The sequence below is a fragment of the Streptomyces sp. NPDC090025 genome (assembly GCF_044748125.1).
In the GTDB taxonomy this organism is placed as follows: domain Bacteria; phylum Actinomycetota; class Actinomycetes; order Streptomycetales; family Streptomycetaceae; genus Streptomyces.
Genome location: NZ_JBIVFL010000018.1, coordinates 21,521 through 47,606, shown reverse-complemented (window position 1 = coordinate 47,606; position 26,086 = coordinate 21,521). Strand labels below are relative to the sequence as shown.

Genomic DNA, 26,086 nt, shown 5'->3' with positions numbered 1-26,086 from the left:
GTCAGCCCTCCTTCGGCAGCCGGGCCTGCGCCGCCATGATCTCCTCGTACAACGCGGGCCGGTTCTCCCGGAGATGGGCGAGGATCCGGCTCATCTGGGTGCCGACGTTGACGACCGCCGTCGACCTGCCCTGGTAGTCCACGTCGCTCACCCGGCGCGCGCCCCGGTGCAGCGCGACGACCGTCCAGTCGTCGGTGCAGACCGGCGAGCCGGACGAGCCGCCCTGGGTGTCGGTGAAGTAGGCGAGGTTCCTGGCGTCCGCCTGGTAGACCAGGTTGTTGCGCAGCGCCACCCGCTTCGGCATCCCCTTCGGATGCTGGATGATGTTGACCGCCTGGGCGTCGTTGGCCCGGGACTCGTACGGCTCGGTCGACACCCGGAGCACCGCCCGCTCCGGCTGAGCCACCGTCAGCCGGACCACCGCGTAGTCGAGTTCCGGGTCCCAGGCGACCAGCGCGGAGGCCGTCGCCTCCTCCGTCTCGGCCTCGTCGGCGCCGTAGTCGAACCGCGAGCGGGAGTTGCGCACCTGGAGCTGCAGATCCGCCTCGGCGACCTGTGTCCGGCCGCCGCCGATGCCGTTGCGGGCGTTCACCACATGGTGGTTGGTGACCAGCAGCCCGGGTGCGATCAGCCAGCCGGTGCCCACGTGCGGGTACGCGGGATGCATCGGCCGGCCCGACTCGTACGGTGGCACGGTCACCCGGGCGACCGCCGCGCCCGCCGTGAAGCCCTCCCGCAGGAACTCGAAGGGCACCATGTCGTCCCGGATGACGATCTCCTCCTTGAACTCGGTGAGGTGCTCCGACGTCAGGTACTTGGCGGGGAGTTCGGGCTCGCCCGCCGCGTCCCGCACCACCCGGTCCAGGGCCCGCTGGAACACCGCGACCGGGCCCGGCTCGTCGGCCAGACCGATCGCGTTGCGCAGCCACAGCTCCAGCGGCACCTCGCCCTCCATCAGCCGCTCGACGTGGTTCAGCGTCGCCAGGTCCGCGGTCAGCTGGGCGCGCGGGCTGGGCAGCGGCGGCAGCGACATCCAGAAGTGGTCCTTGACGCCCGCGAACAGCGGCCCGCGCAGCTCCCGGTCGGCGAGCCCGGCCTCGGCGGCCGCGTTCTGCACCGCGAGCAGCCCGTCGGCGTCCAGGTACGGCTCCTGCCGCCAGGCGGCCTGCGCCTGGTCCGGCGGCGGGGTGCGCCCGGGCTCGTCGCGCTCCTTGCGTTCCCTGAGGGCGGCCGTACCGGTGTCCACCGCCTCCGCGACACCCCGCAGCAGCTCCCCGCCGTTGTCGCCGAGCGCGAGGGCCCGCCAGGCCACGCTGTCCAGGGTGCCGCGCCGCCGGGCCGCCCGGAGCGCCTCCTCGACCCAGACCGCGTCGACCGGGTCGGCCCCGTAGGCCGTGCCGCTGCCGCCGGGACCAGGGGAGACCCCGGAGCGGAACCCGGAGTGTCCGGACCGGGTGCCGGTGCCGTAGCGGGTGCCGGGGCCGTCGGACCCGGGCACGACCGTGCCGCCGGACGGCTCGCGCGCGCCCGCCGCCGCCGACGCCAGGATCCGGGCCAGCGGCTCCCGCAGCTGCGGCCGCTCGGCGACCGCCCGCGCGAACCGGCGGGCCAGCACCGTGACCACCGCGTCGTCGTGCTCCGGCAGCCCCACCAGGCGCAGCGTCCTGGCGAGCGCGGGCGGGTCGGCCCGGCAGGCCGAGACGGCCGCCGCCCTGGCGAGCCCGGGCCGCCGGGCCAGCTCCTCGTCGGACAGCGCCCGCAACCGCCGGGCCAGCCGGGTGTCGACCTCCGTCGCGTCCCATCCCGCGTCCACCGCGAGCCGCGAGCGGGTCACCAGGACACCGATCGACTCGTACGGCAGCCCGAGCCCCGTCGCCACCGCCTCCGCCTCCTGGAGGTCGTGGTCGGCCCCGGTGAGGTCGCCCGCCTCCCGGGCGAGCCGCGCGGACAGTTCGAGCAGTTCGAGCCGGGTCTCGGCGCAGCCCGCCTCCTGCGCCCGCGCCACCGCCCGCTCCGCCGACTCCCTGGCGTCCCGCGCCCGGCCGCTCCTGGCGAGGGTCTCCACCAGGAGCGCGGGCAGTCGGCTGCACGGCGTCCACGGCTGACGCTCCGTCAGCCGCTGTGCCGCCGCCTCCACATAGCCCTGGGTGAGCAGGTCCTCGATCTCGCGCGCGGCGATCCGCTCCCAGTCCTCCTGGTCGGCCAGGGCCATGATCTGGTCCGGCACATGGCCGCCGATCCGGCCGAGCAGGAACGCCGCCGAGCGGGGCGACAGATCCCGCTCCGCGCCCGCCAGGTAGTGCTCCACCCCGGACAGCCAACGCGCCTCCACGGTGCGGGGGTTCTCGCCGAGCCGCAGCCGGTGGTAGATCTCCTCGGCCCGGTCCCGTACCGTGTCGCGGCCCGCGAACCAGGCGACCGCCCGGGTGTCCACCGCCCGCATCAGATCGGTGCGGGCGCCGTCCGAGAGCCGCAGCATGATCGAGCGCAGGTCCGGCCGGTGCCGGACGGCCCCGGGTCCGGCCGGTTCCATCAGGTCCATCCGGGCGGTGAGGTGCGCGAACAGCCGCCCCGCCTCGGCGGCCGACGGCACGGTGAGCCCGGCGGGACCGGCGAGCACCTCGCGCACCAGCACCGGGGTGATCGTGCGCAGCGCCAGCCCCGCCTGCACCAGGGCCCGCAGCTCCGGGTCCGCGATGTGCTTGAGCAGCCGGTCGTACAGCGTGCCCTGGATCAGCATCCGGTCCACGCTGCCGCGCAGCCGCCGCCGCCCGGTCACCCCGCTGAGCAGTTCGCCGATCGACCGGGCGTCCTCGCCGAGCGACACGGCGGTGCGCGCCGCCAGCTTCAGACTCAGCGGATGGCCGCCGACCTGCGCGTACAGCTCGCGGGCCAGGGTCTCGTCCTCGACCCGGCAGGACATCAGGAGGCTGACGGACGCCTCCTCGTCCAGCTCGGACAGCTCCATGGTGCGGGGCGCGAGGACCTTCGCCGGATGCTCGATCGGCGCCCGCCCGGCCACCACGAACCGCAGCCGGGGGTACGCGGCGCGCAGTGCCGTCCACACCGCCCACATCCGCGAGAGCGCCGGTGACCCCCGGTACTGCGCCTCCTCGAAGGAGTCGAGCACCACCACGAGCGGCGGCTCCATCACCCCCGGGGGCGGCGCGGCGGCCTCGCCGACCAGGGTGGCCAGCTCGCGCGCCAGGTCCTGCTCATGGGCGCTGGCCCGGGCGTGGAAGCCCGCCGAGTAGTCCCTGCTGTAGGTGGAGCGGGTCACCGAAAGGCCGGACAGCTCGTCGAGCCGGGTGCGTTCGCCGCGCTGCACCCCGGCGGTCCGACCGCACCGGTCGGCGAGCGAGTCGAAGCGCTCACGCGACTCGGGGTACTGCACGCCGAGTTGGCGGGCCGCCTCGCCGAGGACGGTGGCGGGCTGATGGATCGTCAGAGTGGGGCGCTCGAAGTCGATGTAGGCGAACGGGAAGCCGTCCGGCGCCGCCTCCCGCAGGCTGTCGAGCAGGAAGCGGGCGAGCAGGGTGCTCTTGCCGATGCCGCCGATGCCGTGCACCAGGACGGGCGGCTCGGCGGGTTCGGTCGGCAGGGCGAGATAGCCGCGCAGCGCGTCCAGCTCCCGGATCCGGCCGTGGAACGACTCCCGGACGAGCCGGCGCAGCGGCTGGAGCAGCCGGGCCCGCTCAAGGCGCCGCTGGACCGCGTCGGGCGCCGGGACGAGGCCCGCCGTGCCCGGCACCTCGGCCAGCCACAGCACCGCCTGCAGGGTGTCGGACAGCCGGGCCACATCGGCGTCAGCGAGCAGCGCCGCCGCCCCGGCGGGCGCGGAGTCCACTCCGGCGGCCGCCCCTCCGTCCGTGCCCGCGCCCGTCTCTGCTCCCGCACCCGCACCCGCGCCGGACAGCAGCGCGAGCGCCGTCGCCGCGGGACCCGACCCGCGCGGGAAGACGCCCTCGTTCGCGGCGAGCGCCCGGCGGGCCGCCTCGGGGCCCGCGAGCCCGCGCAGCGCCTCCAGGCGGACCTCGGGCGTGAGCGACCAGCGCACCGAACGCTGCGGGGCCGCCGAGGCCGTGCAGTCGTCGACCAGTTCGAGGACCGCCCGGCCGCTCGCCGTCGTCTCGCCCGGCAGCCTGAGCAGCGCCGGGTCGAAGCTGTCGAGCAGGCACGCCGCCTCCCGGTAGCCGCGCCGCAGCTCGGGCAGCGCGGCGACCAGCGGCGACACCGGGGAGCGCAGCGCCTCGCGGAGCCGTACGACGAAGTCGTCGCCCGGCGCCAGGTCGAGGCGGACCCGTACCGCCGTCTCCACCGTCGTGCACACCCGCCGCATGTGGCTGTCCACGGGATCCGCCGCGTCGACCGCCCGCAGCACCTCGTCGACGACCTCCTCGACCACCCGGGCGTCGACGGCACCGTCCGGGGGACCGGTGCCCGGCGTCGCGCCCGGCGCGTCGGCGAGGAACCGGGCGAAGAACTCCCGCAGTTCCTCGGGCCCGGCCGGGGTGGCCGTGTCGTGGCACTCGTTGTTCCGCAGGTCGTACGGGAGTTGGTGGCGGGCCCGGTCCCAGCCGAGCAGCACGAGGCGCGGCACGGTCTCGTTGCGCACGGGGGTGTGCTCGTAGATGGCGAGGGCCAGTTTGCCCACGCAGTCGAACACGTCGGAGTTCGGGTCCGGCGCGTCGCACTCGTCCAGCACCAGCCAGAACCGGTCGTCGGCGGCGGTCGCCCGGCTCACGATCCGGTGCACCGCGTCGTCGACCGACGGCAGCAGGTCGTTCAGCCGGGTCGGGTTCAGCACGAAGCCGTTCGCCTCGGGACCCGCCACGAACGCCCACAGCCGCTCCACCAGACGCTCCGCCGTCGACGTCCGGTTCAGCGTCACCCGGACCGGCCGGAACCCGGTGTGCTGCCCCAGGTGCCGGATCAGCCGGTAGGTGTACGAGCGGCCGCTGTCCGGGGCGCCGTCCACCACGAGCACCGACTGTTCGGGGTCCGCCACGAACCGGCGCAGGGTCCCGCGCAGCGCGGTCCGGTCGAGGAACACCTCGGTGCCGTGCCGCAGCACCACCGCCTCGTACGGGTCGCGGTCCTCCCGCCGTACCGCCTCGTCCTCGCGCAGCCGCCCGAGCAGCGCGCGTACCTCCATGCCCCGGCCCTCGGAGTCCACCGCGTCCAGCCGGTCGAGCGCGTCGAGCCTGGCCAGCGCGTCGAGCAGCCGTCGCTGATGGCCGATCTCCTGCCGGGCCGCGCCGACCACCACCCGGGCGTTCGCGTCCCGGTCGGCCGTCAGCCGGAGGCCGGTCACGAAGTCCGTGGTCAGTGCGGAACGCAGCAGACGGCTGCGGGGATCGGGGTCGTCGAGGAGGTGGTCCCGCACCCAGCTGGTGACGAGACCCCACTCCGTCTCGGTGAGCGGCATGAGGCACCTGCCCGGGCGTCCCCGCGCCGTTGGGGACACCGGCTCGCTCCTGCCATCGTCCCGCCGCACGCGCCCCCGCGCAATCGCTGCCGGACCGGCCGTCGGGCCGCCGACCGGACCGCCCGCCGGGCCGCCCGCTCAGTCCGCCATCGCGATGTCCTCGTACGACTCCAGGCGCCGCCAGCGGTCCTCCGGGCCCCGCGACGGCGGCATGAGATCCACGTCCGGCAGCGGCCCCAGCTCCAGCTCGGCGATCTCCGCGACGTCCGACACCGGCACCTGGTAGGTGCGGAACGGCCCGAGCGGCGGCGGCGCGCCCGGGGTCGCCCCGGCGAACGCCCGGTCCGCGTCCCGGCTCAGGTCCGGGCTCTGGTCGAGCACGTACGCCGTCGCCGCGAGCGCCCCGTCCTGCATGAACGCCGCCACCTTCCAGAACCGCAGGGGCACCTGGATGCCCCGGTACGGCGGATCGGACTCCTGCAGCACCGGGCCGGTCAGCACCACCAGCTTCCGGTCGAAGGCGGCCGCGTGGTCGAGCAGATAGTTCTCCAGGCCCTGCCACACCTGCTTGCCCTGGTTGAACACATCCGCCTGCGGCGCCGCGTTGGTGAAGTGGAAGGTGTCGGCGTCGGCCCGCCCCGCCACCGCCGCCGCGCCCCACACCGGGTCCAGCCTGCGCACCAGATGCCCCCGGTCCAGGCTGTTGTTCCGGTACACGTCGTCGCCCGCCTGCTGCTCGCGCGCGACCCGCGGGTCGTACAGCCACGTGTCGTCGCGCGGCATGTCCTCGCGCAGCTGCCCGCCCTCGATGCAGACGGCGGTGGACGCGGCGAGCCGCCGGTCGGGCCGGAACACCACGGTGAAGTGGGTGTACGGCAGGATCACCGTCGGCACCGACGCGCGGGCGGGCAGCGCGAGCGGCACCGCCGGGCCGAGGAAGCCCTCGTCGTACCCGGTGCGGTCGGCGAGGAGATCGGCCCGGCCGGGCCGCTCGGACTGTTCGGGCCGCTCGGGCCGTTCGGGCAGGTTCTGCCGGGGATCGCTGGGGTTCATACGATGGAAGTACCGCGCGGACGAGGGTCGCCCACGGCACCGGACCCGCAGGCCACTCGAACAGACGCCCACGATGCCCCCTCCCGCGCGCCCGAGGAGGCACCCCATGCCCACCGGACTCTCCCTCCACGTCGGACTGAACAGCGTCGACCCCGATGCCTACGGCGGCTGGGACGGCACCCTCCTGGCCTGCGAGAACGACGCCCGCGACATGGCACGGCTGGCCCGTGCCGCCGGATTCGCGGACACCGTCCTGCTCACCGGCGAGGGCACCGTCGACCGCTTCACCGGCGCCCTGCGCGCCGCCGCCGAGCGGCTCGCCGCGGGCGACATCCTGCTCCTGAGCTACTCGGGCCACGGCGGCCAGGTCCCCGACGTCACCGGCCCGGACGACGAGCCCGACCGGCGCGACGAGACCCTGGTCCTGCACGACCGCCAGTTCCTCGACGACGAGCTGCACCAGGAGTTCCTGCGCTTCGACGACGGCGTCCGGATCGTCACCTTCCTCGACTGCTGTCACAGCGGCAGCAGCGTCGAGCTCCCCGGCCCCGGTCCCGGACCCGGCGCGGAAGGACCCGCGGCCCGCTATGTCCCCGAGGCCCGCCAGATCGCCCTGTACGAGCGTGACCAGGACTTCTACGACGACCTCCAGCGCTCCGTCGCGAAAGCGGCGGCCGCCTCCGGGGACGGCCAGGGCCCGCCGGTGATCCTGATCTCCGGCTGCCAGGACAACCAGACCGCCTCCGACGGGCCGGTCAACGGCGCCTTCACCGAGGCGCTGCTCGACGTGTGGCGCGACGGCACCTTCCGCGGCGACTACCGCACCTTCCACCGCGCGATCCAGCGCCGGCTGCCCCCCACCCAGAGCCCGAACCTCTACACCACCGGGGCGCCGTCGTCGGCCTTCCTCGGCCAGCGCCCGTTCACGGTCTGAGCGTCACGGCCTGAGTCTCACGGTCCGAGCGTCACGGTCCGAGTCGCACGGTCCGAGCGTCACGGTCTGAGCGCGGTGGCGAGCTGCGCCCGCGAGCGGACGTCCAGCTTCTGGTAGATGCGGGTCAGCCGCGCCTCCACCGTCTTCACGCTCAGATACAGCTTCGCCGCCGCCTCCTGATTGCTCGCCCCCTGGCCCACCAGGCGGGCGAGCCGCAGCTCGGCCTCGGTGAGCGAGGCGAGCCCGGGCGACGTCTCCTCGCCCACCGGCGGCTCCCCGGCCGCCGGTCCGGCCGGGGTCTCGCTGGTCAGCACCAGCCAGGGGGCCGCCCCGGCCCGCTCGAACACCGCCGCCGCCGACTGCAGCGCCGACTGCGCCGCCGACCGGCGACGACGGCGGCGCTCCACCCGGGCCAGCGCGATCAGCGCCCGGCCCCGCTCCAGCGGCAGCTCCGCCTCGGCGAACCGGGCGGCGGTGCCCGCGAGCAGTTCCGCCGCCGAGTCCGTGCGGCCCTCCGCCGCCAGGCACAGCGCGTACACCCGGTCGCAGCCGAGCAGCACCGTCGTCCGGCCGAGCCGCTCGCCCACCGGCCGCACCTCGGCGAGCACCGCCCTGGCCCCCTCGACATCGTCGTGCGCGAGCAGCGCCTCGGCCAGCTCCTCGTGCCAGCGCAGCATCGACGGGTCCACCGTCGACTGGGCCCGCTCGTTCGCCTCCACCCGGCGCAGCGTTTCCAGGGCCGCGCTCACGTCGCCGTTGACCAGCTGCACCCGGCCCAGCGCGTACAGGCTGCGGGACAGGAAGACCCGGTCGCCCTCCTCCTCCGACGCCCGCACACTGCGCCGCGCGTAGCTGGCCGCCCGGGCGAAACTGCCACCGGCCGTCTCGGCGAGCGCCAGCGCGTACCAGGCGGGCCCGGGCGAGAGCCCGGCCTCCAGGGTCATCGCGAGCGACCGTCCGGCGTGGTGGAGCGCCGACCCGCACGGCCCGATCCGCGACTCGATCTCGGCGAGCGTGCTGAGCAGTTCGATGGCGTCCTCCACCGAACCGCGCCGCTGCACCAGCGGCAGCAGCGCGCCCAGCTGATTGCGCGCGTCCACCAGACGCCCGTCGAACAGGGCATGACGGATCGTCAGGATCTGGGCCGCGTTGCGGATCCCGGCCGGCTGCTCCGCCGTCTCCAGGGCCCTGGCCTGCGCGAGCACCGCGTCGGCGTCCGGCGACCCGAGCGCCCGCTCCATCCGTGCCTGTACGGTCAGGGCCTGGGCGGCGGTCCGCGGATCGCCGGTCGACGCGGCGAGCGCCGCCGACTCCATCGCGGCCGCCCGGGACCGCAGCGGATCGCCGTCCGCCAGCACGTACTTGATCGCGAGCCTGAGCTGTACGGCGGCCCGCAGCGCGGTGTCGCCCTCCGAGTCCTCCATCGCGTGCACATACATCTCGTCGAGCCCGGTGAGCCCCTGGCCCGCCGTGTCGAGGACCGCGAGCCGGGCCCGCACCCGGTCGGCCGGAGCCGCGTCCCGGGCCAGCAGATCCGTCGCGGCCCGCATGGCGAGGTCGGCGCGGGCCGCCCTGGCCGCCTCCTCGGCGGCGTCCACCAGGCGCGCGATGCGCCGGGGCCCGTGCCCGCCGGGCGTCGACTCGGCGGCGAGCAGGGCCAGTTCGGCGGCGAGCACGCTGTTGCCGCGCCGCCGGGCCAGATCGGCCGCCGCGGCGACCTCGGCGGCCAGCTCCTCGTCCGGCGCGTCCCCGGCGAGCGCCCGGTGCCGTACCGCCTCCACCGGATCGTCCACCACCCGCGCCAACGCCGCGTGCCCCGCGCTGCGTTCGGCCCAGCAGGCGTCGTGCACCAGGGTCGACGGCAGCAGCCCGGCGGTGAACGCGACCGTGCCGTCCTCCGCGAGCGACACCAGACCGGCCCGCTCGGCCGCCGCCAGGTCCGCCTCGGCGTCCGGCCGCCCGGCCCGCCGCACCAGGGTCGCGGTCGGCCTGAGCGCGAGCGCCGCGAACAGCAGGGTGGCCCGCACCTCGGACGGCGCCGCGCCGAGCAACTGCCGGGCCAGGTCGCGGGCCCGCCCGGACAGCGTCAGCGCCTCGGCGTGGTGCACCGGGGTCCGGGCGTCGGCGAGCGAGCGGCCGACGGCGAGCGCGAGCCGCGGATTGCCGCCGCTCGCCTTGTGGATCCGGCCGGCCATCCGGGACGGCAGCCGGTGCTGGATGAGGAGTTCGGCGATCTCGTCGGCGTGCAGCGCGGGCACCTGGAGCACATCGGTCTCGGACGGCACCCACAGCCGGTTCTCCTGCGGGTCGGCGCGCCCGCCGCCGTACTCCGCGTACGCCCGCGGGGTCTCCACGGCGACCACCCGCAGCGCGGGCGGCGCGAGGTGCAGCGCGAAGCGCAGCAGGTCGGCGCTGTCCGGGTCGATGTGCTCGACCCCGTCGACCACGAGCAGCACCGGGCCGCGGCCGGTCAGCGCCCGCAGGATCCCGGCGATGCCGAGCCGCAGCGCGATCGGGTCCCAGCCGCCGTCCTCCGGCGGCGCCTCCCGGCACAGCATCGCGACGGCGGCCCGCTGCGGCCCCGGCAGCCCGTCGAAGGCACCCGAGGCGAGCGCCCCGAGCCCGATCGGCCCCCCGAGCCCGATCTGGCCCCCGAGCCCGATGTGGCCGCCGAGCCCGGCGCGCGGGCCCGGGGCGGTGGGCGGATCGGCGGCCGGGCGCTCCTCGTCGGCGGAGCCGGTGGCCTGGGCGGGCACCTGGGCGGTGAGCACGGGGAACGCGGCGAACGGGTCGGGCGCCCCGGCACCGGCCGGGCCACCGGTCCCGGTGCCGTGCCCGGCCCCGTACTCCGGTCCGTACCCCGGAGGCGGAGACGGGGACGGAGGCGGTACGGGCCAGGGCCCGGGCGCGGCCCCCGCGCCGGGCCCGGGGACGGCCGGGACGGTGGTGACGGCGGTCGTGGCCACCGTGGCGGCGACGATGGCGACGAGCGCGGCCGCCGCCGCGCCGGGTATCCCGCGGTCGGCGGGCAGCGTCGCGAGCCAGAGCACGGTCTCGCCGCGCGCCTGCGCGCGGGCCGCCGCCGCCACCGCGACCTCGGTCTTGCCGACCCCGGTCGGCCCGGTGAGCAACGCCCGGCCCCTGAGCTGCAGCACTCGCTCCAGCCGGGTGAGGAGTTCCTCCCGGCCCACCGGCGCAGGCCGGAGCGGCGCTGTCGTCACCTGTCCACCACCCTCCGGCACGCGGGCCCGGCCCGTGAGCCCCGTTCCGCAGAGAATACGGAGCGACGCGCCCGCGTCCAGGGGTCGTGTCCGGCATACGGACGGTCGGATCCGGTGAGCCGGTCGCGCGCGGGGAGCCCCCAACTGCCGGAAGCGCCCGTGGTGTAGACCACGGGCGCTTCGCTGACCAGCGGTGATGCTGGTGTGTGGGGGGTGGGGCTGATGTGGTTCGCGAGGCGAACCGGGTGGATCAGAAGGTCAGGCTCCAGCTGTCGATGTAGCCGGTGTCACCCGAGGCCACGTCCCGGACCTGGAGCTTCCAGGTGCCGTTGGCGACCGAGGTGGACGCGTTGACCGTGTAGCTCGCGATGACGTTGTCGGCGCTGTCGGAGCTCGACGAGGTCTTCAGGCTGCGCACGGTGCCGTCGGGGGCGACCAGGTCGACGACCAGGTCACCGCGCCAGGTGTGCTTGATGTCCACGTCGACCTTGAGGGCGGCGGGGGCGTTGCCGGTGCGGCCGGTGACGGCGATCGAGGACGACACGGTGGTGTTGTCGGCGATGGTGACGTCGGTCGCGTTGGTGAAGACGGTGCCGGGCGGCGGGGTGGTGGTGACCGCCGCGACGGTCTTGGCGGCGTCCGCGATGCCGGTGCCGCAGCCGCCGGTGCAGGTGCCGGGCAGCGGGCGGGCGTTGGCCTTGATGGCCGACTCGATGTCCGCCGGGGTCAGGCTCGGCTTGGCCGACTTCAGCAGCGCGGCGAGACCGGCGATGTGCGGGGCCGCCATCGAGGTGCCCTGGTAGGGCTTGTAGGTCTCGGCGGACTGGACGGTGGCGCCGGAGTTCAGGGTGGAGTAGATGCCGTTCTCCGGCGTGGTCACCGTGCCGGGCGTGTCGGTGGCCCTGCGGGTCTCGCCGCCGGGGGCCGCCACGTCCACGATGGTGCCGAAGTTGGAGTAGAAGGAACGGTTCCCCTCGCGGCTGGTCGACGCCACGTTGATGATGTTGGCGCAGTTCGCGGGGGTGAAGCCGGAGGCGTTGGCGTTGCTGTTGCCCGCGGCCACGACGACCGTGGTGCCGCGCTGCACGGCGCCGTTGATGGCGTTCTGGTAGACGCTCGGGCAGGTGGCGCTCGCGCCGCCCAGGCTCATGTTGATGACCTTGGCCGGGGTCGGGTTGGCCGGGATGCCCGGCACGGTGCCGCCGGAGGCCCAGGTGATCGCGTCGGCGATGTCGGCGGACGAACCGCCGCACTTGCCGAGCACGCGCACCGGCTGGACCTTGGCGTTGTACGCGATGCCCGCGATGCCCTTGGTGTTGTTGGCGACGGCGGCGATGGTGCCCGCCACGTGGGTGCCGTGCCAGGAGGAGTTGGACGCCTTGGAGCCGGTGCCGCACTCGCCGTCGGTGGCGTTCCAGTCGCCCTCGTCCTTGGCGTCCGCGTCCCGGCCGTTGCCGTCGCGGGCGTCGGCGGCGGTGGAGATGAAGTCGTAGCCGGACACGATGTTGCCCGCCACGTCCGAGTGGGCGGCGTAGCCGGTGTCGATGACGGCGACGGTGACGCCGGAACCGGTGGCCTTGTCCCAGGCGGTGGGCACGTTCATGCCGCCGGTGGGCTCGAAGAGGTCCCACTGCTTGGCGTAGTCGGTGTCGTCCGGGGTGACCGCCATCGGGTAGGCCCGGATGTCCGGCTCGACGGAGGCGACCTGCGGGTCGGCGCGGAACGCGGACATCACCTCGGCGACGTCCTGCTTGCTCGCGGCGCCGCCCAGGTCGACGAGCGCGGCACCGCCGGCGAGGCGGCGCTCGAACGACAGCTTCTCGCCGGTGCTCGCGGCCTTGTCGGCGGCGTCGGTCTTCGCGGCGGAGTTCGAACCCGCCTCGGCGGCCGAGGACTTGTAGGTGACGATGACCTTCTCGACCGGCGCGCTCGGCAGCGCGGTCAGGGCCTGCGCGGCCGGCGCGGGCTTCGGGGACGGGGCGCCGGGGACGGCGGCGAACGCCCCGGAGGTGGTGGCAGCGGCACCGAGGATCGCGGCGCTCGCGACGACCACGGATATGACTCTCCGCCTGGAACCGTTCAAGGTGTGGCCCTTTCGAGTACGACGTGAGGGAGCAGTGGCGGCGGCGCGGGAGCCACGGGGCGAAGTGGGGTCGCACCGCCGTTCCCTGGGCGTGGGGGCCCGTGCGCCGCCACCGGCGCGACGGCCCGGGTCAAGGCCGTCCCCGGACATCACCCACGTGTCCTCATGCACCTGACAGGCGAGGAGGGCGGCGGGAGCTTCCGGTGCGGCAGACAGTAGGGAACGCCGAGGTGAACTCGATACGGGGAAAACCCTTGTCGACCCTCGGGGGAGGGAGGGGTGGGGGAGGGGCGGGGCCCGGGGCGGGCCGGGCGGTGGGACCCGGGCGTCGGGATCCGGGCGGGCTCGGCCGGGTCGGCGGGCAGGGGCCGGTGGCGCGCGGGGCGGCGTACCGGCCGCTCACCGACAGCGGGGCCGTGCCGGGGCATCCGTACCGGACGGTGAAGGGCCCGGGTCCTGGGCGGCCGGGTCCGCGCGGCGGGCCGCGGCAGGGCCCCGTGCCCGACGGCGGCGGCCCCGCCGCCTGCCCCGTCCCCCGCTCGGGAAGGACGGGATCGCCACCGGGACCGGCACCGGGACCGGCAGTGGGGCAGGTGGGACGGGAGTGAAGGTCAGCCCAGTTCGAGGGTGGTGACCGCGAAGATCCGGTCCTGGGCGACCGGACGGATCGGTCCCGTGTACATCCGGGCCGTCTCGAAGGACGGCTCGAGACCGCGCGACAGCGCGAGCCGGGCCGCCGCCGGATTCGCCTCCGGCATGTCGACCGCGACCCTCGGCGCGCCGAACGCCCGCGCCTCCGTGGCCAGCGCGTCGAGCAGCGCCGACGCGTCGGCGGGCGTGTCCGCGAACAGCGGACCGATCCGGGCCTCCGACTCGGCCGGGCGCACCACGCCGTAGCCGGTGAGCCGCCCGTCGGTCACCCGGGCCAGCGCCCGGTGCCCCGGCGCGCTCACCCACGGCGTCAGGAAGCGCGGCCGGTCCGCCGGATGACACGCGCTGTCGTACGCGGCGAGCGCCGCCGGGTCCACCCGGTCCACCGGCACCACCCCGGTCACCGGCCGGTCCGGCAGCGGCACCTCGCCGACGTAGCGGGCGGTGCGGTAGGCCGGGGCGAAGCCGGAACGCCGGTAGTTGTCCTGCTGCGCCGGCACCCCGTCGAGGCCCACCGTCCGGTCGCCCGCGTGCGCGAGGGCCGCCCGCCAGGTGGCCAGACCATGGCCCTGACCGCGCAGATCCGGCCGGACCAGATAGAACCCCAGGAATGAATAATCCGCGTCGTAGTTGACGACCGAGATCGCCGAGACCGGCTCCCCGTCGACGCGCCCGACGAAGAAGCCGTCCGGATCCTGGGCGAAGAACACCGACGCGTCGGCCGCACCGGGGTTCCAGCCCTCCGTCGCGCACCAGTCGCGCACCAGCGCCCAGTCCTGGAGGGAAGCACGGGATACGTGGAGGGTCATGGGGGTCCCTTCGACGACGGGGGAGGGGGGAGCGGACGAGCATAGCTGCGCGACCGGTCCGTACCGTGGCGCCGACAGCGCCTTCTGGCCGGATCCCGAACCCCTGGTCGCAGGCGCGCCGTTCAGGTTCCGCCCTCCGCGCCGCCCGGTGTCGCCGCCCCGTCGCGCGGTGCGGCGGACCGTCGCGGACCGTCAGCGAACGGGTTCGGGCAGCGGCCCCGTGTCCGGTACGGGCAGGGGCGCGCCACCGCCGTCGCCCCGGTCCGTCCGCTCCACCCGCGGCGTCGTCGGGGTCGCCGTCCGGCTCGTGCTCCGGGGCGAGGGGACCAGATCCACCCGGTCCACCCGGTCCACCAGGTCCGCCAGGTCCACCGGGTCCGGCCGCCCCACCACGGCCACCGTCTCCCGTACGGCCACGGTCTCCCCGACGGCCACAGGCTCCGGCGTGGCCGTCGGCTCCGGCGCCCGGCCCGTGGTGAGCAGGACCACGCCGCGCGCGGCCACGAGCGACGCCCCGGCGGCCACCAGCCAGCCCCAGACGCCCGCCCGGAAGCCTTCGCCCAGCAGTGCCACGCCGATCACCGCGGCGGCGGCCGGGTTGGCGATGTTGACCACGGCGAGGGGTGCGGCGAGGCCGCCGCCCCGGTAGGCGATCTGGGAGAGCAGCAGCCCGCCCACCGCGAACGCGGCGACGAGCAGCGCGAGCAGCGCGGTCTGCCACCAGACGGTCGGCCCGCCGGGCAGATCGCGGGCGAGCGCGGCGGTCAGCGTCTGGGTCAGCGCCGAACCGACCGCGGAGGCGACCCCGGAGGCCGTCGCGGGCCCGAGCCCGCCGCCCTGCGGGCGGCGGCCGTCGGAACCCTCGGCGCTCCGGGCCCGGCCCTGGCTGCGGGCCGCGAGCAGCCCGATGAGCAGCAGCGTCACCGCCGTCACGATCAGCGTCTCGCGCAGGTCGAGCGCATCGCCCGGATCGGCGGGACCGGTCACCGCGACCAGGCCGACCAGACCGGCCAGGGTGCACAGGGCGCCCCGCCACTCGACCCGGGTGACCCGGCGCCGGGCGCCGTACGCGCCGATCGGCAGCGCCGCCACCAGGGTGAGCGCGCCGAGCGGCTGGACCAGGGTGAGCGGGCCGTAGTGCAGCGCGGCGACGTGCGCGAGCGCGCCCCCGGCGTTCAGGCCGACCGCCCACCACCACTGCGGGCGGCCGAGCAGCCGGCGCAGCGCGCCGGGGCCGCCGGTGGAGGCGGACGCCAGCCGGGACTGGGCGACGGCGGCGAGCGCGTACCCGGCGGCCGACACCAGGGACAGCAGGACGGCGATCACGGTTCCGGTGGCCCCGCCGACGGCGTTCATCGCACCGCTCCGGAGCTCGCGGCGGCGGTGACCGGGGTGAGCGGGGCGGGCAGCTCGACGCCGCCGCGGCGGCCCCGGCCGGGTCCCGCCGAGCCGCTGTCGTGCCCGGCGCCGTCCCGACCGGTGCCGTTCCGTCCGCCGTCGTCCCGGCCCGCGCCGGCCGCCCGGGCGCGCTCGGAGCGTCCGGGCGCGGGCACCACGTACAGCGCGATGCCGAGGAGCCCGGTGGCGACCAGCGCGTCGAGCCAGTAGTGGTTGGCGGTGCCGACGATCACCACCAGGGTGAGCAGCGGGTGGAGCAGCCACAGCCACCGGCCGCGCGAGCGGGTCGCGGCGATCAGGCCGATGGCGACCATCAGCGCCCAGCCGAAGTGCAGCGAGGGCATCGCGGCGAACTGGTTCGCCATGGAGTCGGTCTCCGGCGTCGCGCCGTACACCGAGGGCCCGTACACCCGTGCGGTGTCGATCAGACCGCTCGCCGCGAGCATCCGGGGCGGCGCGAGCGGGATCAGCAGGTGCAGCGCGAGGGCGGTGCCGGTGAGCAGCGCGAGCACCCGGCGCGACCACAGGTAGTGGGCCGGGCGGCGCCAGTAGAGCCAGGCCAGGAAGGCGAGGGTGGCCGGGAAGTGCACGGCCGCGTAGTACGTGTTGGCGACCTTGATCAGGGCCTCGCCGTGCATCAGGAGCTGCTGCACGGTCCCCTCGCCGGGCAGATGGAGCGCCCGCTCCAGGTCCCAGACGCGGTCGGCGTTGCGGAAGGCACGGGTCTCGTGCCCGTTCGCGAACAGCCGGCCGAACTTGTAGACGAGGAACAGCGCTGTCACAAGCAGCAGCTCACGCACCAGTGGTGGGCGTACGGGGGTAGCGGTCGCCGCCCGTCCCGTAGGACGGGTGCTTCGTATCCCGCCAGTCCCGGCAGCCATCCCGCGGCCCCTTTTTACCGTCAATCCGGACATCAAACGCAGGAACTCTAGATCCGAATTCATCGAGACGCAAGCGTCTCGATACGTTTGCGTCTCGATTGTGTGCCCTCTACTCTCGGAGGTGCGGCGCCGACAGCTCCTCGGGCGGCCCCTCGGGCAGCCCGTCGGACACGGTTCGGGCACGGTTCGGGGCCGCCGGTCCGGGCACGGATCAGGTGGCGCGACGCGTCACGGACAGGGGTCGACGGGCAGACCGGGAGGAATCGATGTCCACGCAGGCAGCGACGGCCGCCGCCCGCCGCGGCAAGCTCACCCCCGAGCGGGAGGACGAGCTGTACGAGGCGGTGATCTGCCTGCTGCGCGAGGGCGGCTACGACTCCGTCACCATGGAGGGCGTCGCCGCCCGCACCAAGTGCGGCAAGGCCACCCTCTACCGCCAGTGGGGCACCAAGACCCGCCTGGTCACCGCCGCCCTCGACAAGCGGCGCTGCGCCGTCTTCGCCGGGATCGACACCGGCTCGCTCGTCGCCGACCTGCGCGAGGCCGCCCGGATCGCCGCCTCACGGCGCGAACGCGACGCCGAACTGATGGAAGCGGTCGCCCAGGCGTACATCCAGCACCCCGACCTGCGGGCCGCCTTCCGCGAGACCGTCATCGCGCCCGAGGTGGCCGCCCTGGACGCGATCCTCACGCGAGCGGTCGAGCGCGGCGAGATCGCCGCCGACAACCCGGCGATCGCCTTCGTCGCCCCCTGCTTCATGGGCATGTTCCGGGTCGAGCGCCTCTTCGAGGAGCGCTTCACGGACACCGACACCCTGCGGACCTTCGTCGACGCGGTGCTGCTGCCCGCCCTCGGCGCCGCCCCGGCCGCCCCTGCCGATCCGCCCGCCCCGCCCGCCCCGCCCGCCCCGGGCGCCTCGTCCGCCTCGTCCGCCCCGGGGCACCCGGCCGAGGTGTGAGCCGCCCCGCCGTCCGGCACCCTGAGGTCATGCCCGACACCCCACCCCCCACCGGCCCGGGCCGGGCCCGGCTCAGGGTCCGTCGCGTCTACGAGCCGCCGGAGCCCGACGACGGACTGCGGGTGCTCGTCGACCGGCTCTGGCCGCGCGGCCTCAGCAAGGCCGACGCCCACCTCGACGAATGGCCCAAGGCGCTCACCCCCTCGAACGAGCTGCGCCGCTGGTACCACGCCACGGACGGCGGGTACGAGGAGTTCCGCCGCCGGTACGAGCACGAGCTCGCCGAACCGGCCGCCGCCGAGGCCCTCGACGCGCTCCGCGCCTGGACCGAGCGGGGGCCGGTCACCCTGCTCACGGCCGCGAAGGACCCCTCGGTGAGCCACACGGCGGTCCTTGCCGAACTGCTCGCCCGCCCCTGACCGGGCGACGGCGGAGCGGACCGGGGAACGGGCGGCCGTGCGCCGCGTCGGCGCGGGATTCCGGCCAGCCCGTGCCGTACCCCTGGCCTCCTCGCCGCACCCCCTCCACCATGGCCGCCATAAGGAGGCGCAGATGGACGAGGCACAGGCTCGGGACACCGCCGCCGAGGCGGCGGCCGCCCGACGGGCGCACCACACCGCCCTCGACGCGCTCCAGCGCGACCCGTACCCGCTCTACGCCGAGGCGCGCGGCACCCCCGGCCTGACCCATGTGCCGGTGCTCGACGCCTGGCTGGTCTCCCGCGACGCCGACGTCCGCGAGGTGCTGCTGCGCCCGCAGGACTTCTCCTCCGCGCAGTCGCTCCGCCCCGACGTGCTGCCCGCGCCCGCGGCGCTCGCCGTCCTCGGCGGCGGCTTCGCGCCCCGCCCCACCGTGGTCTCCACCGACGGGCCCGCCCACCACCGCCACCGGGCGCCGCTCAACAGCGGCCTGTCCGCCACCCGGGTCGCCGCGCTCACCCCGTACGTCACCGGCCGGGCCGAGAGCCTCGCCGAGCGCTTCGCCGACACCCTCGCCGCCCACGGCCGGGCCGATCTGATGGCCGAGTACGCCCGGGTGCTGCCCGGCACCGTGATCGGCCGGCTGCTCGGCCTCGACCCGGCCGACGTGCCGCTCGCCGTGCGCTCCTCGTACAGCGCGGAACGCCTGCTCTACCGGCCGCTCCCGGAGGCCGAGCAGCTCGCCGCCGCCGAGGACGTCCTCGCGCTCCAGCGGCTGCTCGACGACTACGCCCGCGACCGGCGGCTGCGGCCCCGCGACGACCTGATCAGCGGGCTCGTCGCCGCGCTCGCCCCGGACGCCGGGCTCGGCCCCGGCCCGCGCGCGCTCAGCCACGACCAGCGCTGCGAACTCGTCGCCAACATCCAGAACCTGCTGATCGCCGGGCACCTCACCACCACGGCGCTGATCGGCACCACCCTGCTGCACCTGCTCCGCCACCGCGACCAGTGGGAACTGCTCGTCGAAAGGCCCGAGTTGATACCGGCGGCCGTCGAGGAGGCGGCCCGCTACGACACCGCGGTCCAGGGCTTCCGCCGCACCACCACCCGCCCCGTCACCCTCGCGGGCACCGAACTCCCCGCCGGGGCCACCGTCTTCGTCGCGTACGGCTCCGCCAACCGCGACCCGGACCGGCACGCGGACCCCGACACCTTCGACATCACCCGGCCCCGCCCGCACACCCGGCACCTCGCCTTCGGCCACGGCCCGCACGGCTGCCCCGGATCCCAGCTGGCCCGGGTCCAACTCCACGCCACGCTCCGGTCGTTCCTCCGACGGCTGCCCGGTCTGCGGCTCGCCGACGACCGGCCGGTGACCATGCTGCCCACCCTGATCCACCGCTCGCCCGAAGAGCTGCCGCTCACCGCCTGAGCCCGGTCACGCCCCGGGTCCGGTCAGTGCCCGGGGCCGGTCAGCCGGGGCGCCTCCGCAGCCGCGTCGACCGGACCGCCGGCCGTCTCGACCCGGCCCGCCAGCCGCCGCGCCCAGCCGGCCAGCCCGGCCATGTCGATCCCGTACGTCTGCGCCCCGCCCCGCCCGTACTCCTCGACCCGCGAGGCCCCGCGGCGCAGCAGCCGCGCACCGCCGGTCGCGTTCCCGCGCGCCGCGTGCGTCAGCCCGACCGCGAGCTGTGCGAGCCCCTGCCACAGGTCCCGCTCGCCGTCGGGCCCCGACTTCCAGGCGTCCTCGAACACCTCGTGCGCGTGGAACGGCATCCCGGCGTCGAGCAGCCGCTGCGCCTCCCGCACGGTGGCGTCCGGCGCCCTGACCACCCCCTCGGGCTGCCGCGCCACCCCCTCGGCCCCGTACGCCAACGGGCGCCCCAGCCCGTCCCGCGGCCGCCCGCTCCGCGCCCGCCCCACCTCGTCCCGATCCCTGCCCCGGCCCGTCCCGCGTTCGCTCTCCATGCCCCCATTCTCCGCCGGACCCCCCGGTGACACCCCGTGTGCTGATCCACCCCGTGAAGTGAGGTAATGTTCTCTTGCACGCCGCCCCGGGGCCACACCCCGGAGCACGCGAGCATCGGGACGTGGCGCAGCTTGGTAGCGCACTTGACTGGGGGTCAAGGGGTCGCAGGTTCAAATCCTGTCGTCCCGACCATGCGGACATCGCAGGTCGGAGGCCGTTCTCTCATCGATGAGGGAACGGCCTTTCGTGCGTCCTGGAGAGGTTCGGGGCGCCCGGTCAGGTGCGCCGGGTCGCCGCCTCGTTCGGTCACGCGTCGGTGTCGGTGTCGGGGCGGTGGAGGCGGGCCGAGAGGGCGGCGCGGGAGGTGACGCCCAGTTTGCGGTAGATGCGGGACAGGTGGGACTCGACCGTGCGGGGGCTGAGGAAGAGCTGTTCGGCCATCCGCCGGGTGCGCAGGCCGGTCGCCGCCAGGGTGGCGATCTCGCGTTCGCGGTCGCTGAGGGCGTCGAGACCGGGGTCGGTGGCGGGGGCCGGGCCGGGGGCGCCGAGCAGGTCGGCGCGGGTGCGGGCGGCCTGTTCGAGAACGAGGCGGGCGCCGACCGCGCGGGCGGTGGACTCGGCGGTGTCGAGATCGCGCAGGGCGGCCGTACGGCCCTGGCTCGTCGCCCGGGCGACGGCGCCGACCGTCAGCGTCCACGCGTACTGCGCGGGCATCCCGGCCGCGCGGAAGGCGTCCGCCGCCGTCGCGAACAGGGCCGCAGCCGCGTCGTGGTCGCCGTCGGCGGCCTTCAGGAGGGCGTCGGCACACCGCACATGGGCCGCCTGGACGGGGAGGCCGAGCCGCCGGGCCGCGTCGGCGGCGGTACGGACGAGGTGACCGGCCTCCGCCCGGTCACCGCACTGGAGCGTGGCCGTCGCCAGCAGGCTGAGCTGCAAGGGCCGGGTGAACGGCCGCACCACGGCGAGTTCTTCACCGCCGCCGCCCTCCAGGAGGGTGCGCCGGGCACCGGCCGGGTCCCCGGTGAGGAGCTGGGCCTGGGCGAGGAGGCCGGTGGTGGACGTCGCCCACCAGCTGTGCCCCGGCGCGGGGACCCGGGTCGCCTGGTGCAGTTCGGCGACCGCCGCCGTGTGCGCACGGCCACCGGACCAGACGAGCGAGGTCACCCGGATCGCCTGGGCCAGGGTGGCGGCGGCCGTGGCGCCGAGCGCGTGGGCGAGCCGTTCGGCCGCTCCGGCGTGCCGCTCGGCCGCCTCAAGACGGCCGGTCCACTGCTCGGCGATCGCGAGGGCGAGTTGCCGGTGCAGCAGGATCGGCCGGTGGGTGCCGAGCTCGTCCTCGGCCGGATGCCGGCTCAGATGCCGTACGGCGGCCGGGAACCGTTCCAGATACAGCTCCGCGCTGCCGAGCAGGGCGAGGAGTTCGGGGGTGCGGTTGGCCTGCGCGTCCGGCAGCGCGTCCACGAACCGGGCGCAGTGGGTGATCTCCGGGCCCGCCTCGTCGAGATCACCGGAGTGCGTGGCGCAGAGCGCGGCCAGCACCCGCAGCACGGCGCGCTGCGTGGGGTCCGCCTCGCCGGGCACCCGCGCCGCCGCCCGCAGCAGCTCCCGCGCCTGCTCATGGCTGCCGCGCAGGACGTGCGCCAGACCGTGCACCGTGATCAGCTCGACCGCCTCCACCGGCAGCGGCTCCGGCAGCGGCTCCGGCAGCCGGTCGAGCGCCGCGCCGATGATCGCCGTCGCCTCCTCGTGCCGCCCCAACTGCCGCTCCGCCTCCGCGCACACGGCGTGCGCCCGCAGCGACTCCCGCAGGGGCAGGGCGTCGTGGTGCAGGCCGAGCAGCCCGAGCAGCTCGTGCGCCAGCGCCCGGGCCTCCACCGGCCGGTTGGCCGCGATCAGCGCCCGGCAGCGGGCGATCTGCAGCGCCGTGCGCTGCGGCGAGGGCCCGCCCAGGTCGGGCAGCCCCTCCAGGGCGAGCCGCAGCCAGTGGGCCGCCGTCGCGGGGCGGTGCGGGGCGACGTCCCGGGCGCCCGCGGCCAGGATGCGCAGCGCCGACGCCCCGTCGGTGCCGATCAGATGCTCCGCGTGCCCGGCCCGCGCCCCGGGCGGACCGCCGCGCGCGGTCACCAGGGCGAGGGCCCGCCGATGGGCCCGGATCCGGAAGGCCAACTCCGTGTCCGCGTGCGCGACATGACCCACCAGTGGGTGACGGAACGTCAGTGAGCCGTGCCAGTCGACCCGTCGTACCAGATCGGCCCGCTCCAGCTCGGCGAGCGCCCGGTACCCGTCGTCCAGACCCAGCTCGCCCACCCGTGTCACGTCCTCCGCGCGGAACACGGTGCCGAGCACCGCCGCGGCCGACAGCGTCGTCCTGGCCCGCGCCGACAGTCCCGCGAACTCCCGCAGCAGCGGCTTCGCCTCGCGCAGCAGCGCCTGGGTGTCCGTCCCCGGCCGCTCCGGCCACAGGCCCGGGTCCCAGTCGGCGGCCAGCAGCATCCGCGCGTACCGCGGATTGCCCTCGGCCGCCGCGCACAACCGTTCGGCGAAGTCGGCGCCGTGACGCGGCCGTCCGCCCCGGGCCGGGAACCGGTCGGCGGCCAGCGCCGCCACGTCGTGCCCGTCGAGCGCGGGCGGTTCGAGCCGCGTCACCCGGCGGCCGCGGCGGCCTTCCTCCAGGACGTCGAGGAGCGCGGGGTGCAACTGCCGCGGCCGGTGGACGAGCACCAGGAGCCGGTGGCCGTCGGCCGTCGAGCGGATCGCCCGGGCCAGCGCGGTGGCGGTGCCGGGGTCGCAGACGTGGAGGTCGTCCAGGACGACGACGAGGCCGGGGCGGGCCGTGCGGTCGTCGTCGGCGTACCCGCCAGGCCCGTCACCAGGCCCGTCACCAAGGCCGTCGCCCGGGCTGCGCCGTACGACGGCCACGCCCCGCTCCGCCGCCCGGTCGGCCAGGGCGTCGGCAAGCGCCGTCTTGCCGCTGCCCGGATCACCGGCGATCTCCACGATCCCGCCCCGGCCCGCCGCGAGCCCGGCGAGCAGCCGGTCGAACCCGGCGGCCACGGCTTCCGGCGGACGAGGCGCCCCGGCCACCACAGCGCCCACGCCCCTACCCCCCAGCAGCACTCGACAACGCACCCCCCGGCACGCCTCGCGGCAACTTTACAGAAACATGGGGAACCGAACGGAATTCTCATCTCCCGGCCCGCGCCCGGTCGTTCACCGCCAGGCGCTCCGTTTAGGTGGTCCGTTAGGTGTTTTCACGGCAGCGCCCCGGAGCCCGCGCCGGACAGACTGCGGCCTGCTCCAGACCCTGAAGGACCGGAGGAACCGTGAAGCTCCGCAAGATGATGGTCGCCGCCGCACTCGGCGCGACCGTGCTCACCGTCGTACCGGCGGTGACCGCCCCGTACACCGCCTACGCCTGCGAGGACAACCAGACCAACTGCGACCACCCCGACGAGCCGGAGTACCCCGAGCCGGAGGACCCGTGGGAGTACCCGGGCGGCGGTGGCGGCGGGGACCAGGGCGGCGGTGGCTGGTCCGGCGGGGGGCTCGACATGGACAACGGCGTGCCGAACATGCCGGTGGACGCCACGCTGCCCGGGGTCGTCGTCGACGGCAAGGCCACCCGGCCGCCGACCCCCATGGACCCGCAGATACCTCCCACGAGCGGCGCCGCCGGGGGCTCCGGCAGCGGCCCCGGCATCGTCCAGGCGGGCGAGAAGTTCGAGCGCCACACCGACTGCCACCGCAACGCCAACACCATGCCGGTGCGCATCAACACCGGGGTCAAGTACCAGGTGTCCTACCAGGCCAGCGCCAACCTGTCGGTGAAGGGCGCGGAGGTCCTGACCGCGGCCCTGGGCGTCCAGCTCAACACCCAGATCGAGCGCACCTACAGCGTGGACGTCACCCTCAACCCGGGCCAGTCCTGGGCCCTGTTCATCGAGTACCAGGAGTTCACCTACTCGGTCACCACGACGAACTGGCTCGGCTACAGCAGCACCGAGTACGCCAAGGTGATCCAGCCGACCGGCAAGATCACCAGCCGGTGGTGCTGATGACGGCACGCCCCTCGGGGCAGGCGGTACGACGGGTCGGCCCCGTCGTACCGCCGCTGGACGTGGCGGCCGTGCCCGGGCCCGAGCGGGCCGCCGCCGCCGCGGCCCTGGCCACCCTCGCCGAGACGGCCCGCCGCCACCTGGACGACCCCGACCTGTTCCACCGGCCCCGGTTCCGTACGGCCGTGCACAGCCGCCATGTCGCCCGCGTCCCCGGCAACCAGGTCACCGGGCTGATCGCCGGAGCCGCCGAACAGCGGGCCGCCGCCGGGCTGCTCGCCGTCGCCTCGGTCCGCGCCGAGGTGCGCGAACACCCCGGCCGCAGGCCCTGTTTCACCCCGGACGCGCTGTGCGAGCTGCACGAGATGATCGTCGCCGGGGACCCCAGCATCCCCGCGACGGGCGGTTTCCGCCGCACCACGGCCAGGATCACCTGGGCCGACGGCCGGGTCTTCACCATCGCCGTCGCGCCGGGGCGTGAGCTGCGCGACCACATGGAGCGCTGGCACCGCTGGGCCGAGCGGACGACCGCGCCCGCCCTCGACGCGGCGGCCTTCGGCATGGCCCGGCTGATCACCGTCCACCCGTTCCCCGACGGCAACGGCCGCACCGCGCGGCTGCTCGCCCAGTGCGACCTGGTGGCGGCCGGCCTGCTGCCGGGGCTGCTGCTCGACCTGGAGGGCTGGACCCACGCCCACCGCCTCGCCGCCGACGAGGCGCTCGTCGCCGCCGCCCAGGGCCGGCCGGTCCCGTGGGCGGCCCTGTTCGCCCGGATGGTCACCGAGACCTGCCGCCACCGCACCGCCACCATCCTCCGCTTCTCCACCCTGCTCGCGGCGGCGGCCGGGCGGTACGGCGACGACCCGGCGGCGCGGGCGGTGCTGCGCCGCCTGCGCGGGACACCCGCCGTCTCCGCGGACTGGCTGCGCGAGCGCATCCCGTACGACCCGGGGCCCGCACTCGCCCGGCTGGCGGCCGACGGCGTCCTGACGCCGCACCCCCGCCTGCCGGGGGCCCTGGTGCACGCCCCGTCCCTGGCGGTGCTCGACGAGCCCTGGGCGCCGGAGGCCCCGGTCTGAGGCAGGTGGCCGGGCGGGCGGTCACGGGCCCCGGACTTGTATCATGTGCGACGGTCGTGGCCCCGGACCTGTCATCCGGGGCAAGGGGTCGCAGGTGGACATCAGGACAACTGTGGCCCCGGCTCGGAAGAGCCGTACACCGGAGGCCGTACCGGAGGCGCGCGAAGCGTCCGGTACGGCCTCCGACGCGATGGGGGAAGCGGGCGAAGGTCCGGCATGCCCTGAGTGGGCGTGCGGCGTCCTGCCTGCCCGTGTGAAGAGAAGACCCCCAGGGAGAAGTGAGGTATGCCGGTGATCTGCGTCGGAGGCATGATCGGGATCGGCAAGACGAGCGTCGCCGAGCTGCTGGCGAAGGAGCTCGGCAGCGACGTCTTCTACGAGAGCGTGGACGACAACCCGATCCTGCCGCTCTTCTACACGGCGAGCCCCGAGGAGATCCAGGCGAACCGTTACCCCTTCCTGCTCCAGCTGTACTTCCTGCAGACGCGCTTCGCCGCGATCAAGGAGGCGTACAAGCAGGGGGACAACGTCCTGGACCGGTCCCTCTACGAGGACTGGTACTTCGCCAAGGTCAACCACGACCTCGGCCGGATCAGCTCGCTCGAGATGCAGGTGTACGAGGGGCTGCTCGGCGAGATGATGCGGGAGATCGACGGCCTGCCGTACCGCAAGGCGCCCGACCTCATGGTCTACCTCAAGGCGGACTTCGAGACGGTCCTGCACCGGATCGGCCTGCGCGGCCGTGACTTCGAGCAGGACGAGGGCCTGATCGAGTACTACCGGATCCTGTGGTCCGGCTACGACGACTGGGTGCACCACCACTACTCGGCCAGCGAGGTGCTCGTGGTCGACATGAACCACACCGACGTGGTCAACAACCCCGAGGACGCGGCCCGCGTGGTGCGCGAGGTCAAGGCCGCCCTGGCGACCTCTGGCTGATGTTCCGCCTCCGCATGGCTGATTTGCGGTCGGGCTAAGAGCGGGTTAAAGTTGCGCCCGATCGATCCCGATCACAGGGTTGTTACTCCCCACCTGGACATGGCCGTCCGGGTGAGGCGAGGCAAGGCCTGGGAAGCGCCGTCTGGCGCGACCCGGGCCTTTTTTGTTGCCCGGAACCCGGGTGGGGAGCGATCGCGTACCGCAGGAA

Annotated in this window: 16 protein-coding genes and 1 tRNA gene; 8 read left to right on the top strand and 9 right to left on the bottom strand. The window is 75.4% G+C overall.

Going from position 1 to position 26,086, the window contains the following annotated elements; all coding sequences use genetic code 11:
• Window position 1: 1 nt before the first annotated feature.
• Complete coding sequence (locus ACIPXM_RS30995; protein ID WP_401662378.1) at window positions 2-5,428, bottom strand: trypsin-like peptidase domain-containing protein; 5,427 nt, start codon at window positions 5,426-5,428, stop codon at window positions 2-4.
• Between the two features lie 138 nt (window positions 5,429-5,566).
• Complete coding sequence (locus tag ACIPXM_RS30990; protein ID WP_401662376.1) at window positions 5,567-6,481, bottom strand: DNA/RNA non-specific endonuclease; 915 nt, start codon at window positions 6,479-6,481, stop codon at window positions 5,567-5,569.
• A gap of 106 nt (window positions 6,482-6,587) precedes the next feature.
• Between ACIPXM_RS30990 and ACIPXM_RS30985 the strand changes: the two genes are divergently transcribed.
• A complete protein-coding gene (locus ACIPXM_RS30985; protein WP_401662374.1) occupies window positions 6,588-7,415 on the top strand; it encodes a caspase family protein in 828 nt (275 codons plus the stop codon).
• Window positions 7,416-7,474: 59 nt separating this feature from the next.
• Here ACIPXM_RS30985 and ACIPXM_RS30980 read toward each other — a convergent pair whose 3' ends face one another.
• From ACIPXM_RS30980 to ACIPXM_RS30960, 5 genes are all read right to left on the bottom strand, one after another.
• On the bottom strand, window positions 7,475-10,636 hold the full coding sequence (locus ACIPXM_RS30980) for a LuxR C-terminal-related transcriptional regulator (RefSeq protein ID WP_401662372.1): 3,162 nt from the start codon (window positions 10,634-10,636) through the stop codon (window positions 7,475-7,477).
• 250 nt (window positions 10,637-10,886) lie between these two features.
• The gene (locus ACIPXM_RS30975; RefSeq protein WP_401662370.1) at window positions 10,887-12,689 is read right to left on the bottom strand and encodes a S8 family serine peptidase; all 1,803 of its coding nucleotides are present in this window, start codon (window positions 12,687-12,689) and stop codon (window positions 10,887-10,889) included.
• 641 nt (window positions 12,690-13,330) lie between these two features.
• Complete coding sequence (locus tag ACIPXM_RS30970; protein WP_401662368.1) at window positions 13,331-14,179, bottom strand: GNAT family N-acetyltransferase; 849 nt, start codon at window positions 14,177-14,179, stop codon at window positions 13,331-13,333.
• Between the two features lie 192 nt (window positions 14,180-14,371).
• Complete coding sequence (locus ACIPXM_RS30965) at window positions 14,372-15,535, bottom strand: DMT family transporter (RefSeq protein ID WP_401662366.1); 1,164 nt, start codon at window positions 15,533-15,535, stop codon at window positions 14,372-14,374.
• A complete protein-coding gene (locus ACIPXM_RS30960) occupies window positions 15,532-16,458 on the bottom strand; it encodes a phosphatase PAP2 family protein (protein ID WP_401662364.1) in 927 nt (308 codons plus the stop codon). Before ACIPXM_RS30960 ends, ACIPXM_RS30965 begins: the two co-directional genes overlap by 4 nt.
• 266 nt (window positions 16,459-16,724) lie before the next feature.
• On the opposite strand from ACIPXM_RS30960, the gene ACIPXM_RS30955 reads away from it, so the two are divergent.
• The 3 genes from ACIPXM_RS30955 (at window position 16,725) to ACIPXM_RS30945 (ending at window position 19,268) form a co-directional block, all read left to right on the top strand.
• Window positions 16,725-17,417 (top strand): TetR/AcrR family transcriptional regulator, encoded by a 693-nt coding sequence (locus ACIPXM_RS30955; protein WP_401662362.1) that lies wholly within the window; start codon window positions 16,725-16,727, stop codon window positions 17,415-17,417.
• A 29-nt stretch (window positions 17,418-17,446) separates the two neighbouring features.
• Window positions 17,447-17,836, top strand: a complete 390-nt coding sequence (locus tag ACIPXM_RS30950) for a DUF488 domain-containing protein (RefSeq protein ID WP_401662360.1) — start codon at window positions 17,447-17,449, stop codon at window positions 17,834-17,836.
• A gap of 133 nt (window positions 17,837-17,969) precedes the next feature.
• Window positions 17,970-19,268 (top strand): cytochrome P450, encoded by a 1,299-nt coding sequence (locus ACIPXM_RS30945; protein ID WP_401662358.1) that lies wholly within the window; start codon window positions 17,970-17,972, stop codon window positions 19,266-19,268.
• Between the two features lie 23 nt (window positions 19,269-19,291).
• Here ACIPXM_RS30945 and ACIPXM_RS30940 read toward each other — a convergent pair whose 3' ends face one another.
• Complete coding sequence (locus ACIPXM_RS30940) at window positions 19,292-19,804, bottom strand: DUF309 domain-containing protein (RefSeq protein WP_401662356.1); 513 nt, start codon at window positions 19,802-19,804, stop codon at window positions 19,292-19,294.
• A 116-nt stretch (window positions 19,805-19,920) separates the two neighbouring features.
• Here ACIPXM_RS30940 and ACIPXM_RS30935 point away from each other — a divergent pair.
• A tRNA-Pro gene (locus ACIPXM_RS30935) sits at window positions 19,921-19,997 on the top strand.
• 114 nt (window positions 19,998-20,111) lie between these two features.
• Here the strand turns inward: ACIPXM_RS30935 and ACIPXM_RS30930 are convergent.
• Window positions 20,112-22,901: a LuxR C-terminal-related transcriptional regulator gene (locus ACIPXM_RS30930; protein WP_401662354.1), complete on the bottom strand. Its 2,790-nt coding sequence runs from the start codon at window positions 22,899-22,901 to the stop codon at window positions 20,112-20,114.
• Between the two features lie 227 nt (window positions 22,902-23,128).
• On the opposite strand from ACIPXM_RS30930, the gene ACIPXM_RS30925 reads away from it, so the two are divergent.
• The 3 genes from ACIPXM_RS30925 to ACIPXM_RS30915 all read left to right on the top strand — a co-directional run bounded on the left by ACIPXM_RS30925 (window position 23,129) and on the right by ACIPXM_RS30915 (window position 25,878).
• Window positions 23,129-23,860 (top strand): DUF6426 family protein, encoded by a 732-nt coding sequence (locus ACIPXM_RS30925; protein WP_401662352.1) that lies wholly within the window; start codon window positions 23,129-23,131, stop codon window positions 23,858-23,860.
• Window positions 23,860-24,939: a Fic family protein gene (locus ACIPXM_RS30920; protein WP_401662350.1), complete on the top strand. Its 1,080-nt coding sequence runs from the start codon at window positions 23,860-23,862 to the stop codon at window positions 24,937-24,939. Before ACIPXM_RS30925 ends, ACIPXM_RS30920 begins: the two co-directional genes overlap by 1 nt.
• 285 nt (window positions 24,940-25,224) lie before the next feature.
• Window positions 25,225-25,878 carry a deoxynucleoside kinase gene (locus tag ACIPXM_RS30915; RefSeq protein WP_401662348.1) on the top strand — a complete coding sequence of 218 codons (654 nt, stop codon included), beginning with the start codon at window positions 25,225-25,227 and terminating at the stop codon, window positions 25,876-25,878.
• Window positions 25,879-26,086: the final 208 nt, after the last annotated feature.

What these genes read in the sequence shown, in the direction of transcription:
- ACIPXM_RS30995 (WP_401662378.1), bottom strand. Translation starts at nt 5,428, where the DNA reads ATGCCGCTCACCGAGACGGAGTGGGGTCTCGTCACCAGCTGGGTGCGG.
- ACIPXM_RS30990 (WP_401662376.1), bottom strand. Translation starts at nt 6,481, where the DNA reads ATGAACCCCAGCGATCCCCGGCAGAACCTGCCCGAACGGCCCGAGCGG.
- ACIPXM_RS30985 (WP_401662374.1), top strand. Translation starts at nt 6,588, where the DNA reads ATGCCCACCGGACTCTCCCTCCACGTCGGACTGAACAGCGTCGACCCC.
- ACIPXM_RS30970 (WP_401662368.1), bottom strand. Translation starts at nt 14,179, where the DNA reads ATGACCCTCCACGTATCCCGTGCTTCCCTCCAGGACTGGGCGCTGGTG.
- ACIPXM_RS30965 (WP_401662366.1), bottom strand. Translation starts at nt 15,535, where the DNA reads ATGAACGCCGTCGGCGGGGCCACCGGAACCGTGATCGCCGTCCTGCTG.
- ACIPXM_RS30960 (WP_401662364.1), bottom strand. Translation starts at nt 16,458, where the DNA reads ATGGCTGCCGGGACTGGCGGGATACGAAGCACCCGTCCTACGGGACGG.
- ACIPXM_RS30955 (WP_401662362.1), top strand. Translation starts at nt 16,725, where the DNA reads ATGTCCACGCAGGCAGCGACGGCCGCCGCCCGCCGCGGCAAGCTCACC.
- ACIPXM_RS30950 (WP_401662360.1), top strand. Translation starts at nt 17,447, where the DNA reads ATGCCCGACACCCCACCCCCCACCGGCCCGGGCCGGGCCCGGCTCAGG.
- ACIPXM_RS30945 (WP_401662358.1), top strand. Translation starts at nt 17,970, where the DNA reads ATGGACGAGGCACAGGCTCGGGACACCGCCGCCGAGGCGGCGGCCGCC.
- ACIPXM_RS30940 (WP_401662356.1), bottom strand. Translation starts at nt 19,804, where the DNA reads ATGGAGAGCGAACGCGGGACGGGCCGGGGCAGGGATCGGGACGAGGTG.
- ACIPXM_RS30920 (WP_401662350.1), top strand. Translation starts at nt 23,860, where the DNA reads ATGACGGCACGCCCCTCGGGGCAGGCGGTACGACGGGTCGGCCCCGTC.
- ACIPXM_RS30915 (WP_401662348.1), top strand. Translation starts at nt 25,225, where the DNA reads ATGCCGGTGATCTGCGTCGGAGGCATGATCGGGATCGGCAAGACGAGC.